Annotated in this window: 13 protein-coding genes; 6 read left to right on the top strand and 7 right to left on the bottom strand. The window is 45.4% G+C overall.

From position 1 onward, the window contains the following. Positions 1-54 precede the first annotated feature (54 nt). The 4 genes from GBK04_RS00150 to GBK04_RS00140 all read left to right on the top strand — a co-directional run bounded on the left by GBK04_RS00150 (position 55) and on the right by GBK04_RS00140 (position 3,570). A complete protein-coding gene (locus GBK04_RS00150; RefSeq protein WP_152755784.1) occupies positions 55-1,317 on the top strand; it encodes a thioredoxin family protein in 1,263 nt (420 codons plus the stop codon). A gap of 171 nt (positions 1,318-1,488) precedes the next feature. Next, on the top strand, positions 1,489-1,959 hold the full coding sequence (locus GBK04_RS30100) for a winged helix-turn-helix domain-containing protein (RefSeq protein ID WP_373330554.1): 471 nt from the start codon (positions 1,489-1,491) through the stop codon (positions 1,957-1,959). Between the two features lie 49 nt (positions 1,960-2,008). Next, complete coding sequence (locus GBK04_RS30095; protein ID WP_373330555.1) at positions 2,009-2,500, top strand: IS630 family transposase; 492 nt, start codon at positions 2,009-2,011, stop codon at positions 2,498-2,500. A 74-nt stretch (positions 2,501-2,574) separates the two neighbouring features. Next, positions 2,575-3,570 (top strand): hypothetical protein, encoded by a 996-nt coding sequence (locus GBK04_RS00140; RefSeq protein WP_152755782.1) that lies wholly within the window; start codon positions 2,575-2,577, stop codon positions 3,568-3,570. Between the two features lie 214 nt (positions 3,571-3,784). Here the strand turns inward: GBK04_RS00140 and GBK04_RS00135 are convergent, their stop codons facing one another. The 3 genes from GBK04_RS00135 to GBK04_RS00130 all read right to left on the bottom strand — a co-directional run bounded on the left by GBK04_RS00135 (position 3,785) and on the right by GBK04_RS00130 (position 7,722). After that, positions 3,785-5,389 (bottom strand): TlpA family protein disulfide reductase, encoded by a 1,605-nt coding sequence (locus GBK04_RS00135; protein WP_152755780.1) that lies wholly within the window; start codon positions 5,387-5,389, stop codon positions 3,785-3,787. 584 nt (positions 5,390-5,973) lie between these two features. Beyond that, the gene (locus GBK04_RS30090) at positions 5,974-6,078 is read right to left on the bottom strand and encodes a hypothetical protein (RefSeq protein WP_373330586.1); all 105 of its coding nucleotides are present in this window, start codon (positions 6,076-6,078) and stop codon (positions 5,974-5,976) included. A gap of 333 nt (positions 6,079-6,411) precedes the next feature. Continuing rightward, positions 6,412-7,722: a hypothetical protein gene (locus GBK04_RS00130; RefSeq protein WP_152755778.1), complete on the bottom strand. Its 1,311-nt coding sequence runs from the start codon at positions 7,720-7,722 to the stop codon at positions 6,412-6,414. A 154-nt stretch (positions 7,723-7,876) separates the two neighbouring features. Between GBK04_RS00130 and GBK04_RS00125 the strand changes: the two genes are divergently transcribed. Together GBK04_RS00125 and GBK04_RS00120 are read left to right on the top strand one after the other, a co-directional pair. Next, positions 7,877-9,160 (top strand): AAA family ATPase, encoded by a 1,284-nt coding sequence (locus GBK04_RS00125; RefSeq protein WP_152755776.1) that lies wholly within the window; start codon positions 7,877-7,879, stop codon positions 9,158-9,160. Beyond that, complete coding sequence (locus GBK04_RS00120) at positions 9,157-9,993, top strand: HNH endonuclease (RefSeq protein ID WP_152755774.1); 837 nt, start codon at positions 9,157-9,159, stop codon at positions 9,991-9,993. The genes GBK04_RS00125 and GBK04_RS00120 overlap by 4 nt, the downstream gene beginning before the upstream one ends. Here the strand turns inward: GBK04_RS00120 and GBK04_RS00115 are convergent. From GBK04_RS00115 to GBK04_RS00100, 4 genes are all read right to left on the bottom strand, one after another. Continuing rightward, positions 9,977-11,014, bottom strand: coding sequence for a hypothetical protein (locus GBK04_RS00115; protein ID WP_152755772.1), 1,038 nt, complete (start codon positions 11,012-11,014; stop codon positions 9,977-9,979). The genes GBK04_RS00120 and GBK04_RS00115 overlap by 17 nt on opposite strands. A gap of 101 nt (positions 11,015-11,115) precedes the next feature. After that, a complete protein-coding gene (locus GBK04_RS00110; protein WP_152755770.1) occupies positions 11,116-11,499 on the bottom strand; it encodes a hypothetical protein in 384 nt (127 codons plus the stop codon). After that, complete coding sequence (locus GBK04_RS00105) at positions 11,496-14,009, bottom strand: argonaute/piwi family protein (RefSeq protein ID WP_152755768.1); 2,514 nt, start codon at positions 14,007-14,009, stop codon at positions 11,496-11,498. Before GBK04_RS00105 ends, GBK04_RS00110 begins: the two co-directional genes overlap by 4 nt. Further along, positions 13,951-14,988, bottom strand: a complete 1,038-nt coding sequence (locus GBK04_RS00100; protein ID WP_152755766.1) for a PD-(D/E)XK nuclease family protein — start codon at positions 14,986-14,988, stop codon at positions 13,951-13,953. The genes GBK04_RS00105 and GBK04_RS00100 overlap by 59 nt, the downstream gene beginning before the upstream one ends. Positions 14,989-15,000: the final 12 nt, after the last annotated feature.

Here is a 15,000-nt window from a genome sequence, read left to right as displayed (position 1 = left end):
TTAGAAAGCGTCTTTTAAAGAGCAGCAAAAAGTTTATCCTAAACCATAATCCCTATGAGAACCAAGTATTTAATCGTTATGTTTTTTATCATGGGTGTAGCTAATGCCCAGAAAACGACAGGTATCAAATTTGAGCATGGTTTAAGTTGGCAACAGATCCAGGAGAAAGCAAAAAAGGAGAATAAATATATTTTTATTGACGCATACACCACCTGGTGCGGCCCTTGTAAAATGATGGATCAGAACATCTTTCCACAGAAGAAAGTGGGGGAATTCTTCAATGCCTTTTTTATAAATGTAAAGGTGCAGATAGATTCCACCCAAAAAGACGACGATCAGACGAAAAAGTGGTATAAGGATGCTCAGGACCTGGTTAATACATACAACATAGATAGTTATCCCACCTATTTGTTTTTTAATCCAAAGGGTGAGATTGTGCACAGGATAAATGGAGGATCAACTACTGCGGATGAATTTATCTCCAAGTCAGAAGCGGCCCTAGCTGGATATCCGAAACAAAAGTGGCAGTTTATTAGAGGAAGCAAAGATTTTGAATCACTTTTAGGGATGATGAAGTCAGCCCGACTAATGAATGACAGAGAGTTTATACCGGTGGTCACGAATACATATCTGACGACTCAGAACGACCTTTTGACGGAGGAGAACCTGAAACTCATCGCGAGCAACACGAGGCATATAACTGATCCAGGGTTTTCCGTCCTAAGGAATCAGGCAGATAAGGCGGATCAGGTATTAGGAAAAGGGAAGAGCGCAAGACTGGTGAAGATCGTAGTATTTGACGATATAGTGTTCCCGTACCTGAGGAAGAATGGTGTCAAAAAAGACTATGGTGGAATGTTTGGCTATTTAGGGGAGGTAAACGAGAGTGTGAATTGGACGGAGGTAGAGGGTAAGCTAAAGAAGGAGTTTCCAGACCTTTCCGATGAAATTCTACTGACATCTAAACCCACGTACTACAAATGGGCTGCTAACTGGCCCGCATTCGCTTCCTATATATCTTCCCAAAAAAATGTAATTGCTAAGGACCAGTTAGATTCCTACGCCAACGATGTCTTCCTGTTTTGTGATGATCCGGCGAGCATTGAAAAAGCAGTTGGGTGGTCTGAGTACTTATTGACGAGCGAGAACGAGCACAACATAGGTTTTTTATCTACCTATGCCAATCTATTATATAAGACTGGTAAGAAGGGCGAAGGGGTTAAAACCATGGAACAAGTGGTTGCCCTTTCAGGAGAAAAAGAGGGAGATCTAATAAAAAGGCTTGAAAAGATGAAGAGTGGAGAAAAGACATGGTAATACCTTGTTGTATGAAAAATTACCCACATGAGAATAAAGCTAAACCCATTTATAGTGGCGGACTACATTGGTATTTTAACAAGACTACTTCAAAGCACATATCAGTCTCACTTCCCGGAAATATCTTTTATTGATCAGTGAATAAATATATTAAGTTTGTACTTTGCAAGAATGAGAGCAAAATACAAACCTAGCGACTACGAAGCTTTCCGGAAGCGCTGCGTAGAGATGAAAGAAGCTGGCTGGCGTCAGAAGGACATTTCGGCCGCGCTTGGGCTGACCGAAGGCTGGGTCAGCCAGACTTTAAAGAAGTACCGAGACTCAGGCGCGCAGGGGCTTTTGGCTCGGAAGGCCACCGGTGCCCCGCCTCGAATGACTAGCGATCAATTGGAGAAGCTGGTGGAGGAACTCAAACGGGGAGCACAACACCATGGGTTCAGCGGAGAGATATGGACCCGACAGCGAGTGAACGCGTTGATTGAAAGGTTGTTCGGTGTAAGCTATGACCCGACCCAAGTGGGCCGTATCCTGAAAAAGCTGGGATGGAGCCTGCAAAAACCAGCCAAGAAAGCCCGCCAGCAGAGTACTCAGAAAGTAAATCAGTGGCGGGAAGAGGTACTTCCAGGACTAAAAAAAAGCTGAGGATGAGAACAGGGTTATCCTATACATTGATGAAGCAGCCTGTTATCTGTTGCCTTTCCTGAGCCGTACTTGGGCACCCCGAGGGCAGACACCGATCATCGAAGAGAAAGCGGGAAGGGAACATCTAAGTCTGATCGCTGGCTTGGCTCCCAATGGCCGTTTATACCTCAGTGGGCAGCACAAAGCCTTCGATAGCGACGGGGTAATTGGTTTTCTAGAGTATCTGTGCCGCAGGTACCGCAAGAAGGATCTGATAGTGGTATGGGATGGAGCTACGATTCATCGCAGCCAGGCCATTAAAGACTTTTTGAAAAGGAAGCCAGGGAGGATACACTTGGTTGCCTTACCGGGCTACAGTCCAGAATTGAACCCTGTAGAACTCCTATGGAACCAATTGAAAAAGGAGCTGAAAAATCAGGCGTTTCTGAATTTAAAAGACTTGGTAGAGGCCGCAGTAAGCAAAGTTGAGGAAATCAGGAATGATGTAGAACTACTCAATTCTTTCTTTCATAAAAAAGAGGTGGCATTCTTTACAAATTAATTCATCTATCAATAACATAAATTAGATTACAAAACAACGTAATCAGTCAAGCGTTTCGACTTAAAACAACTTCAATGAATACTATTTGTAAAGTTTTAATTTTGGGGTCTTCACTGTGGTCCACTTGTTGTTCAGCTGGTATCGAACAGTATTATGAGTTCACAAACAGAGCAGAGTTATTTATAATCCAAAAAAGCCATATAAAGGCTTTACAACTTTATGATAGCGCTTTTAGCTCCGTCGATAAAAATAAGATTTTTGTTGGGGATCTTTATAACGGGTCAGTGTGTGCAGCAAAGCTTTCTGAGTGGAACACTCTCAAGACTTATTGCTTATGGATGGCAGAGAATGGGTGCCCGATCACATTTTTTAAAAAAAGTATCTTTAAGGGTATTATTAGCGAAAGTCGTTTTTATAAAAAATTAGAGACAACATGTCAAGTAAATAGTCAAAAACGAAATATTACCTTAAATGACGAGTATGGCTTATTGGTTGAAAAATATGATTCATTGATGAAATACTGCTCAGCAACCGGTGACTTTGACAACCCTTACCGACTTACATTATCTAAACAGGTCGGATTGTTCATAGGTAGGTATGGATATCCTACAGACAATGACGTTGGCACTACGGTTCGATCGGATACAATTCTTAGGTTTTCTAAGTTTTCACAAATCATTCAGTCTTTTGCTACTTATTTTGAGCCCCAAACGGTAGAGATTTTATTATCAGAAATCGAGCGCGGTAAAATGCCTAGCATGGATTTGTATGCGCTCCGAAATAGGCTCGGGTCACGTACATGGGATTCCCCTTATATTGTTTACGGTTGTGATGTTTACAAAACTAAAAACAGTATATCTGACTTTTTCACTAAATTCTCGGGCCGCTATTTTATTGCCTCCTTCCAAGATTATGGCGATAAAATGTATTTCAACTTAACCTCAAATCAAGATAGTTTTTATTTTAAAACATTCCAAGTTACTATAGGGTCATTCAAAAACGAGGAAGGAGAAAAACAAACCCTGAGCTTGTATGATAAAATGCCAGACAAGTTGCTGGGATGTCAATGATACAGCAGAAAAACCTGTTTGATATCCATTCAATGTTAACCTGTTCTTTGTCTGTAGCGATTGTTCTTTGTATTATTAAAGTTCACCAAATAGCAGGTGTTCAAGTTAGTTAAAAGAATCTTTCAATAACATAAGTTTAGTTATACCACCATTCTGGTTAAAATGCAACGCCCGCCCATAATTCTGTAAGGGCACCTGCCTTGAAAAATTTTTGCTAGGGCTTACCCGCCAGGGAAGTCAGCAGCAGGCCCACGCCACCGCTTTCCACGCGGGGCGCATTGGCGTGGGTGAGTCGCCCGGTTTTGTCGAAAATCATGTAACGGGGAATCGTGTTCAATTTGTTTTGTTTTAAAAAATCGGACGTGCTGGTGTTCACGATAAGATAGTTTTCAGCGTATTTGCTGAGCTTCTCGATTTCGCTGGCCTTCTGCCAGGGCTTGATGCTACCGTCAATGGAAAGGTACACGAACACCACTTTTTTGTCTTTGAGAGCTTTACGTAGGTCAGCAGAGGCAGGCATGGCTTCGCGGCATGGGCCGCACCAGCTGGCCCAGAAATCAACGTAGATTACCTTCCCCTTGTGCCGGGCCTTCACTTCATCAAAAGTCATTTTCTTGCCGCTCAGGTCGGTGAGTACCACCGAACCCGTTTCGCTGCGGCGGTCGTCGAATTCCAGCGCAAAGTCTTGGCGTACCGCATTGACCAGGTTCTTATCCTTGACTTTGGACTCATACTTTTTGAAATAGGCGATGAAATCGTCGTGGGAAAATGTGTCATGGATCCGCTTGATCTCCTTGGTGAGAAGGTAGTTGCGGTCTTTTTCGGGAAAGAGGGAGGAGGTGTCGACTTGATCGAAGACTTGTCGATAGTCCCAGAGACTGGGCTTATCGTTATCGATAAAATTGACTTTTTCCTGTATGTATTTTTCTTCAATGGCTTCCAGAAATTGTTGGTAGTAGATGTCAGGGTACCCAAGACGGTTTACCTGATGCTCTTTCAGGATGGCGGTAATTTGCGGTTGGCTGAGGCGGTCGGTTAGTGCATCCAGCAAGTAACCGAGGTATTTATTCCGCTCTTTGTAAAAGTAATAGGGAACGGCTGATAACCCTTTGATGGATTTTAGAGAATCAAGCAGACTGTTCTCTTTGCTCAAATAAGTTTTTGTTTCTGCATAAAACTTGTTCCTGAAATCTGCTATTATACCAAGATTTCTTGCCTTCTTTTGTGGGAAAGTCAGCTTATGGTTTTTAGATGTAATCTCTTTACTAGACATAGTCTCTGCCATAGCCAAACCACGTGCTTCCAGGAATTTTCCCACAGGCGAATATTGATCTTGCTTGAAATAAGACCGGGCTAAGCTATCGAAATTAGCATCGTACTTTAAGATTTTCCGATTTTGAAAAGTGAGTCGTGGCCTTTTGTTCTTGTATTCGATCTGTACCGAATCTCCTTTTTGCAAAATGTATTCGTTGGCATCGAAATAATTGACAGAATGGCTGAAAACCAGGTAATCATTTGCTGGGGTTATAGCAAGCGTGTCAAAGATCATATCAGGTTTGTCGGAATTGTCGTTCAGCGTCGACTGCGTGTCATCGTAATACAAGGTGGCGAGGTGCATCTTGCCTGTCCAGGTCGAATCGTTCATCGAGATGGAGAAAAACTGTAAACGAGCATCAATATCATGCGGATTCTTGAATGACACCACCACCGGGCCACCTTTTACAGGGGTACCTTCCAGGTCTGCATCCTCCTGGGTGGTGGTATTGCAGGAAAAGAGAGCAAACAATATGCCGATGGATAGGGCGAGAATGGTTTTCATACTGGTTGGGTTTAGGTAGGCAGTTGAGGTAACCTTTCATGCACATAACGTACTCAGGCAATTAAAGTGGATATCACAACCAATAAAACCAACCAACTAGTTTGAAATAACTAATGGATTAGTCTTATTGGGGTTCTTCTTCCAAATTGAATTCGCCAACAGTATCTAAATGGGCCGCTCCGGCGTACCGGGATTTATGGCGTACCGAGATTTATACGGTAAGCACCTAAATGCTCAGTTTATTCTCTACAGCCACTTTGCATGACATAGGTCTAAACTACTCAAAGGTACATTTTTCCCCACGGCTCTCGCACACGGATTCTATCCACATTCCTGAGCGTAAAGACAAACGTCAGAATATGGAATGACATTTTTCATAGTCTTCTTTTCTTTGATAATAAGTAAATTCGGCAATCCCTTTCTGAAGTAAAATCCGTTAGATTACAAACCTACTAGGGTCGTTGTATGAGTGGGTGGGTAAAGATAGGCGGTTTGTCTCAACGGTCAAATTGAAGTTTCATGCCTTCATGAGCGTCTATGAATCCCAGTGATTGGTAAAACCGTTTGACTCGGGGTCTGTGTAGTCAGTAGTTAGCTGCAAAACATGAGCCCCCCTGGATGGCGTAATGAAAGATCTCAGTTCCGAGCCCCTGACCACGGTGGGTGGAGTTTACGCGCACCTCTTCAATCTGAGCACTCAGGCCGCCCTGATAAGTCAGATGTTAAATGAAACTGATTTGGAATGTTGCCAATAGCTTACCGCTGTCTTCGACGACTATCAATACTGGCTGCTTTTCTTCGAAAATTATTTAAAACTGGTGGTATTCATAACTTTACACGATTTGTGTCAAGCTATTTCAGGGAGATACAATCCCCAGATCGTGACCTGGTTTGTCGAAAACAAATAGACAATGTACTTATTATCAAAGCCTCGCACACCATACGATTATTACCTGAATATCTATGCTATGTGATTTCACATCTGGCATCGTGGTATGGCTGAACCGTCAAGGTTACTCCTTTTATAAATCAGGGTTTTCCGCAAAACGCATTTCCATCCGCGCTCTTATAAGTGACAGGCTCTCTGTTTCCAACTCATCCCAATATCTAGTGTGGGAGAAAAAAGGTAACCAAGCAAGCCTCTGCGGTGCTAAGCGGGTGTTCTCTACCCCAGAACCAAAGCCCTCGATAGGTCCGCCCACAAAATCATTTGCGAAGAAAATGTTCGTCCACCTGGTAAAGGCAAATGGGGCAGCGTGATGAAGGGTTCTGACCTGTCCGTCGCTTTTTAGCGGATAAGAGAAAAAAAACTGCCCTGCATTATTCTTTTCCATTTCGGGCGGACAAGTTGAAAACTCCCTCTGCCGTTTTTTTTCGTCAAAAGCCAACTCACTTTCAGCCAAGTACAGCTCCGCAAAGGCCAATGGGCTGCCCAGGGTAATGAAGTCCGAAATCCTCCACGACCCTTTCCTTGGAGCCTGTGCCGCCCAGAATGCAAACTGTCCCTGCCGATACTGGTCGGTACTTATCGAGCCGCCCATCAAATCTGTGGCTTGGCTCTCGGCCAGGTCCATTTTATCCGGGGAGATCGTAGGGATTCCGGTGTTTCGCTCGCACCAGAAAAGGTTGAGGAGGTCGTAGGCTATGACAGAACCCAGGCTGTGGCCAACCACCACAACCCGGTCGTATCGGTTTTTGCCGTTCTGGTCGGTTTCATGTAATCTTCTGAGAAGCTGAATTCCTGCTTTACGGATCTGCTGGCGCTCATTGATATTTCTCGGTAGTGGCGTCATGTATCGCACCGCATCGCCGAGATAATTGACCAAAATGCCATTGAAAACAGCCAGTATGGCGCTAGCTAGCAGACCTAGTGAAACATTCAGGAGGCTACCGTCTATGAAATCTTTCCAAATGGCAGCGATAGCTATGCCCGTTGAGGCGAGAGTAGCGATCAGGGTGATTGCGGCTAGCCAAAATGAAAAATAAATCGATCTCAGCCTGCGGGGTATGCTGCCAGGTCTTCGCAAAAACAGTTTCCGAACCCAATTCCAGACATCCGATACTTGGGTTCCTTGTATTGAATTCGCCCAGTAAAACTCGTAGAAATCAGTCTTGAAGTTATCTTTCTTCTCAGTTACGGTCAGCCTTCTCAACTCATAGTTATCAGAAAAAGCATCCGGTTTGCTAAAATAGGCTGGGTTTCCAGCATTGGATACGTTCGGAAGAATACACTTCACGAAGCTGCGCAGCGTGTCCATTGGTCTCTGTTCCCCAATCCCATGTATGACTACTACTGCCTGGCGATCCACCTTGGGACCTTCGTTCTTTTGCATTCTGCAGTTTAAGTAGAAGAAGACAGACGATCGAGATAAATACTTGTCGTTGAGATCGCAATACTAGGTATCTTGCTCGTTTAAAAAGCACTATATTGCCTTAAAATTAGAGAGACGGGCATTCAGAATGAGTACATAAGTAATAGCAAAGACCATGTTTTTAAAAAACATAACGATTCGTAACTTCAAGGGTCTCAACCTGAGTCTGTCCTTTAAGAGCGACAAGACAAACGTCAGGGCTACGACTGTCATTCTGGGGGAGAATGGAGTAGGAAAAAGCAATTTTCTAAAGGCTATCGCCTTGGTAACGTCAGGGAGTGAAGTACTAGCAGAACTGCTGGGAAGGGTGGACGATTGGATATCTTACGGCGAGGACATCTGTGAAATCCACGCAGTGCTAAGTACGAAAGACAAAGAAGTACGTGATGTAAGCCTTAAGTTAAAGCGCGGTGACACCATTAAGGACGTAATTACCCATAACCTTGAATCACTGAACCTGATTGATGGTGCCCTTGCCCATTCAAACAGGAATTACTTCGTGATAGGGTACGGTGCCTCGCGACGCCTGTACGAAGGAAACGAGATGGCTGGCTCTGTGGAGGCGCAGTATCGGAACAGCCGGGCTAAAAACGTGGCTACGCTGTTCAATGCCAATGCCTTGCTGCACCCCCTTTCGGCTTGGGTGATGAGTTTGGACTATCGAAGTGATGGCAGGGCTCTTGCTCTAGTTGAGGATGTTCTGAATGATCTCTTGGTGGGGGTACGGTTTAAGAAGATAAATAAATCCGATGGTATGCTTTTATTTCAAGTAGGGAGGAAGACGGTGCCTTTACCACTTTTAAGCGAAGGCTATCAAGGCGTTTTAGCCTGGGTCGGCGATCTCCTTTTTCGTATCACGAATACCTTTGGAGACTATAGATCGCCCTTAAATACGCACGGGCTGCTGCTGGTTGACGAAATAGAACTGCACCTGCACCCCTCCTGGCAGCGCAACCTGCTTCGATACGTCAGGGCAAAGTTCCCCAACCTTCAAATCGTGACGTCCACCCATTCGGTTTTTACCGCGCAGCAGACAGAGGAAGGGGAGCTGTACACGCTCGTCGAAGGTGATCGCGGAGACTTTGACTTGCTTCCTTTCCGAGGCAAACCGAATGAATTGCTGGTAAGCCAATTGCTGATGTCCTCCGCCTTTGGACTTACAACCGACGAGTCTGTTAGGGTTCAGGAAGTCAAAAGTGAATACCGGGAGATGATGAGACGAAAAAGCATCAGCGTCCCCGACGAAGTTAGCGCCTCGGACGAGAAAAGAATGGACACATTGGCTGCGACCCTGGAGAGACTGCCAACTACTCGGAGGACAAACATGGGCATGGAACCTGGACAAATGGATTTAATCCAGGAAGTTCGGGATGAGTTGCGCAAACGCAGTAAGAAATGATCGCACTTGTAAGAGACCGATCCCCTAGGGCGGTACACAAGAATTTTCGGGGTGCGAAGCGAATTGAATTTAATGTCGAACTGCTGAGACAGGAGATTGATGTGCTGGACAGACACCAGGACAATCGAAAATTCGACTCGAGTCGCTGGAAATACGCCAAGGATCAGTTGTTTACGGAAACTGGAGACAAGTGTGCGTACTGCGAAGCTCACACGCGGGCGGTTGCCCACGGAGATGTCGAACACTATCGGCCCAAAAGTGATTACTGGTGGCTTGCCTACTGCTATGAAAATTATCTGGTTTCCTGCGCGGTCTGTAATCAAATTCACAAAAAGGACAAGTTTCCGATTCAGGGTCTGGCGATGAGGGGGCCAGACCCTGAGGCTTTTAGGAAAAGGATTCCCGCTTTTGCAGCCAACCTTAATCCAGACCCCTTACAAGAATCGGCCGGACTTGGTTATAACGATTTCAAGCAAGTTTGCGATCAAGAGGGGGCGCTCTTGTTAAACCCGTATTATCACGATCCGGAGGCTTTCATTGCCTACTCGGCGGATGACTTGCTTCAGGAGGTAGCCGTAACTGCCGCAACCGAAGAGGCGCGCCCGGTCGTGGAGGCTTCGGTGGTCATCTATGGTTTGAATAGGACAGAACTTCTCAGTCTAAGATATTATGTCTTCAGCATTTATGATACATTATGGCTCACCCTGAAGGATCCCGGAATCAGCAATGCGACCCGCCGGAGAGCTGAGGATGAAATAGGGCGAATGACCCATTCTTCCTCTCAGTTTGCGGGCATGGTCAGGTACTTCGAGCGTATTAGGGGAAATAGTTGAAATGGCTGTGCAAAGCAAGAATTTTCTCCTTTTCCCAGGTTTGAAAGTTACTAGGTTCGCTACGCAAAACGTCCCACGCCTCGTTCATCAGCTTAGACATAGAGAAACTGAGTTTTTCAACTTGCTCGGGATAAGGGGAAAAACCTAAATTCTGACACCCCTGATAGACATTAAAGGCTAAATGCTGAAGTATCACATCAGGAAAAACGAGTTGGTAGTGGTTAGGCTCTGTATAAATGGGGAGGCTTAGTAGACCATTCCAGGAATCCAGGATCAAATCAGCTTCATCTCCCATTTCCATTACTCGGAGCATTTCATTTATCGCCCTCATTCGGGATTCATGGGATGGATGAGTTGGTTTATCAATATTATAAATATCTTTTGGCGGGTCCGATGAGGCAATTTTAAGGTTAGTCCATGCGTAGGCTGGACCCACGAAATAAATGGCCAGCATGTCACATGTGAACTCAATTAGCCACGTTTTTTTCCAAAGTGACATCCACTTGGGTAGGAGTTCCAACAGTTCTTGGGATCTTCTTGTGTTATCCTCGACTTCAATCATCTCCTTCTGAAAGACTTCACTAATATCCTGTGAGATGTTTCCGACAATCCAATTGTTGTCCGAATTAAAATCAAATACGAAATGCCCGATCTCATGAGCAAGGTCAGGTAAGCTAGTTAGATGCCATTCTTCCCCGTTAGGCACTCCTATAAGCTTACATCCCACGTCAGCCCAGAAATAATCTCTGTTTGACCTTATGGTCGCCACCATAATTGACGACATGCTGACCTTGAATTGGTTTTGTGTCAAATCTCTGATGAGGTCTGAGAAGTACTGGCCGGTGTTATCAAATTTTACCAGCACCTGGACACGATCATGCTCGATAGCATTCAACTTCTCACAAAGTCTTTGATATTTGATGTAGATATTAGGATTCGTCAGAGAATTCGGACTCTTCTCGCTCCCCAGCAATCCGTTTATTTCCAGCTTGAGCTCTCTGAGATATCCGTCAGTTTCCAATTGGAATACACGGTTTACTCCCGGATGAAGTCTGTCCATTGTAATTGAACTACGCATCCTCTCTATCCGGGGTAGTAACTCTTCCAAGAGTGTGAATATCATTAAAACCGACTCATTCTAAGTTCCTGAGAAAGTTCGCTCCGCTTTTCGGCCACAAGGAACAAAAACAAATCCAATGCATTCAAGTCTTTCAAATCAAGACCTTCTTGATTTGAAAGTTTTTTTTGCAAGTCCGACAAAACATTCGTATCCAGCTTCCCAAAGATATTTTCCTTCCGGTATTCAGATTTCAGGAAAGAACCGATCAAAATCCCAATGTAGTCACGGGCGCGCTCTGAATGCCGGCTTACCCTAAGCGGATCGTAAATTTCAGGAGAGTCCGAAACAAGGTATTCCTCTTTCAGTGTAAGGATGGCTTCATTCAAATCCTCAACGGCTTCAGCCCACATATGGTGCTGATTTGACAATTGGTTTACGTAACTCATACTTCCGCTCTGTTTCTGTGAAACGCATTTTGCCTCGGGAACTTAACTCTAACGTTACTTTCCGAAGCTTCTGCTTTGTTCAACTCTTTGCTTAAAATTTTATCTATCCTACCTTGAGCATAACCGAAAGGTTGTAGGTAGTCGTCCAAAAGCTTAATGCTTATTGGCAATCCGTTGGACCGATCCGGGGCTGAAAATGCCAGCAGGCATTGTCCGAAAATGTCTTCAATTATTTTTTCGAAGGACATATTTCCACGGTAGTCGACCAGCGTGAGGTGCAGGGGTTTGGCTGATCCACGAATCTTGAACGGGTATCCTGTCGGAAACAGAAACGCTTGCTCCTGATTCCTGCCCATTATCCGGTAAGTTCCAGCCAGCGGTAGCCCCAGGTTTCTGTGAGCGCTGTCGCGATTCCCAACCCGGAGGGGAATTTGACTCTGCTTATGCAAATCCACCACAGCGCATGGCAGATCAGCGTTATCAATTACGCCTTCGGTATGCAGCCTTTCAACCGTACGAAGCAGTGCGCTCCACTCCCCTTCGTGGCTTTTCCCATCCCGTACGATAACTATGCTGTTCGGAGTGGGGCAATAGCGGGGTATCTGCCTTCTTAGAACAGGGTAGATTAGCTCGAATATTTGGGATTCTGTTAGCTTTTCTGCCCTCGACTTGGAAGGGGGTCTCGCTATGTGGGTGTGTCTAATCTTTATCTCTTCGCCTTTCCCGTAAAAGAAGCAAGCCGCCAGTGATTGCTGATGCACGTCAATTCCAATGTACATGTCATAGTTGGGGGCGTCTTTCAGAGCGTAGGGATAGCACTCGTTTATCTTCAAGTACTCCATTGCCAGATTGAAAAGGTAGGGATTGAATTTGCGACGAGAATCACTATCGACAAAATCGTATTTGCCAGCCCCTTTATTTTCGAAGAATCCGTTGAGTTTGAACCCGCTCGCACACTGGAAGGTGATACTATCCTTGAATTTGTACTTCAAGAAATCGTGAAAGGCACCGATGCGTGGATCGTCTTCACGCCAGTTGGGCAGAATGGCAAGCGCGTAGCCCGAAGAAACCCCCGAGTCGCTCAGGTTTCGTTCAATTCCGTCGATGATATCCGTTACCGACTCCTTATCCGTTTGATAGAAAACCACTTTCCTGAAAGAAGGAAAGTTTTGACACAGCTTTTTCGTCTCCGCTTCAAACAAACTTTGAAAACGAGACTGTAGTCCTTTGGGAAAACTGGTACCCTGGGGTACGAGCAAGCACTGCATGCTGTCTATGTGGTCTTTTTTTAGCACCCCTACAGACAGAAGGCTGCGTTTCCGATCCAAAGAGTAGTCGGCGTTCAGTATCTCCTGGCCATTCCGTATCTTCAACCCATTCACAATTCTCCCCCCGCCGAACTGTAGGTCTTTAAGTGGAAAAGCTGGCAGGTTTGAATCCAGGGGTAATTGAGATATTTCGAGCGGGCGTCCATTGAAATTTAGGTTCTGAAACTTAGCCAAATTCTCACTTTGGATAATCTGGAATCGTTTGTCTGTCTCCTTGATGGTCGCGCTGTGCAGCTTTCCCACCTGCCGGTCACCAGGACCGTACATTCTGCGAATCAGAGAAATCGGGACAGACCGGAGTTCCATCTCCTTACCTGGATACTTGAAGTAAGCCACAGGGTCGCTCTTACTGATTTTGTCCGCAAGACAGGTCGCGTGCCCTTTGGTCACTCTCAGCAGATAATCATACAATGAGACCATTGATCTGGGCCCCGTGGCCGGATCAATTATGAGTTCACTGCCAGCCGTTTTGTCTGAAAAGGCAAATACTTCTATTGGAAACCAATCGTCACCCATTTCATAAAGGAATCGCGTTCCGTAATTCAGGTTAGGCCGCTTTCCTAACAGATCCTTTTCAATGGATTTGACATTCCTTTCTTTAGCATAGTGACTCAGGTAGTTTCTATCGACGTATCGGTGAGTGCTGTCAAGCACCAGAAATAATTTTTCCTTTCCATCGGGTGCCAACCTGAATTTGAAACCCGGCAATAGGTCAACGCCTCCGTTACCTAGATTGTTTGAAGGGTTTTTGACAAAAAAACGGCCGCTGCTGTCTTCAAAGATTTTGCCCTTCCGCTTCAACTTTTGCCGGATTGAGAAATCCAGCCACTTGCTAATTATGTTAAACTCCTGGCTGTCACAATCCAGAAAACTGACCTGGCGTATTTCCGATCCGGGTGCGAGTCGCACAGGTGCGGGCTTGGAGTTGAGCAAGAAAGAATCAAAGCTTGAATCGGAAGGTATGGCGATGTACTGCCTTCCACCTTCCCGGAACAAGCAGGCCGGGCCACTAATTCGAGAACTCACCTGACGTTCGGCTTTTTTCAGTTCTCTATGGTAGAGGCCATCCAGCCCTTCAATGCGCTTGATATCTACTGCGACCAGCTTGAAGTCGAACTTGTAATCAGATAAGTTGAGCAGCTCGAATGAATTCTCGGTAGTTGGCTGGGTTGAAACTTTCATGGCTATTTTCAATTAAATAATTACACAAATGTCGGAAAGAGCAGGATTGGCACGCATAGTCGCTTTCTGTAAAAGCGTATTCGTTCAGAGGTATGTCTTGCCAAGAGCGTCCTTTTTGGAAAAACTCCATATCTCTACTGGTTTTACTCACATAGTCCACGTGACTGCCATAAGTAGACTTGTCGAAGACATGCTCTCTGGCGTAACCACTGAGCAAGTTGACCTCATGCAGAACTATTTTGCGCTTTTCCAAGTCGTACATCCAGGTGTCCTCGCCAGCTTCCGCTTTCTCCCTGTATACCTTCGTCCGAGCCCGATACACGACCATGCCAATTACGCCTAGTTGGCGACTGTAATCGCTGTTTTTCCCTTCCGACACTTTCCAGTCTATGACGTGCAGGCTTGAACGGCACCAAAACATCAGATCAATTTGGGGGCCAACGCTCGTGTCCCCAATGCTTGTCCAGCGATTATTCAAGTCAGTGGACACCCAATTGGCCTCTTTCAATAGATCCACCAGAGAACTTCCATCCGCAAGCTTCATCTGGCCAACGTTACGGATCGACTCCCGTACTTTCCGCACTACCTCTTCCAGATCTTTCTTTTCAAAAGGAGAGCCGTTTTCGTGAACATCCAGGACACGGTAGGCATCGCCGCTGCCGCTCTCTGTGGTGCCTCTGTACGATCCGTCTTTCGAGAAATGCCACTGTCTGTTGAGGAGGTCGAGCGCATGAGCTTCAGTTAATTGAATATCTGGGTCTAAACCATCCTTATAGGCAGGAACAATTTTATCGGTCATAATCCTATCCACCACGTGTCCGGCCCACATCTCCAAATTCACGGCTTTCTTAAGCCAGTAAGCCTGCTTGGCAATCATAGGGCTGCTCGGGTGGTTTTTAGCAAGAACATGCCCGAAATAGTACTTCCGCTGGCACACCCTAAAGGCGGTTATCGCGCTTAGCGACCATGTAGATGACATAGTTGACACATA

This window comes from Salmonirosea aquatica (genome assembly GCF_009296315.1).
In the GTDB taxonomy this organism is placed as follows: domain Bacteria; phylum Bacteroidota; class Bacteroidia; order Cytophagales; family Spirosomataceae; genus Salmonirosea; species Salmonirosea aquatica.
The sequence above is the reverse complement of the archived record's forward strand: the minus strand, read 5'-3'. Positions and strand labels throughout refer to the sequence as shown.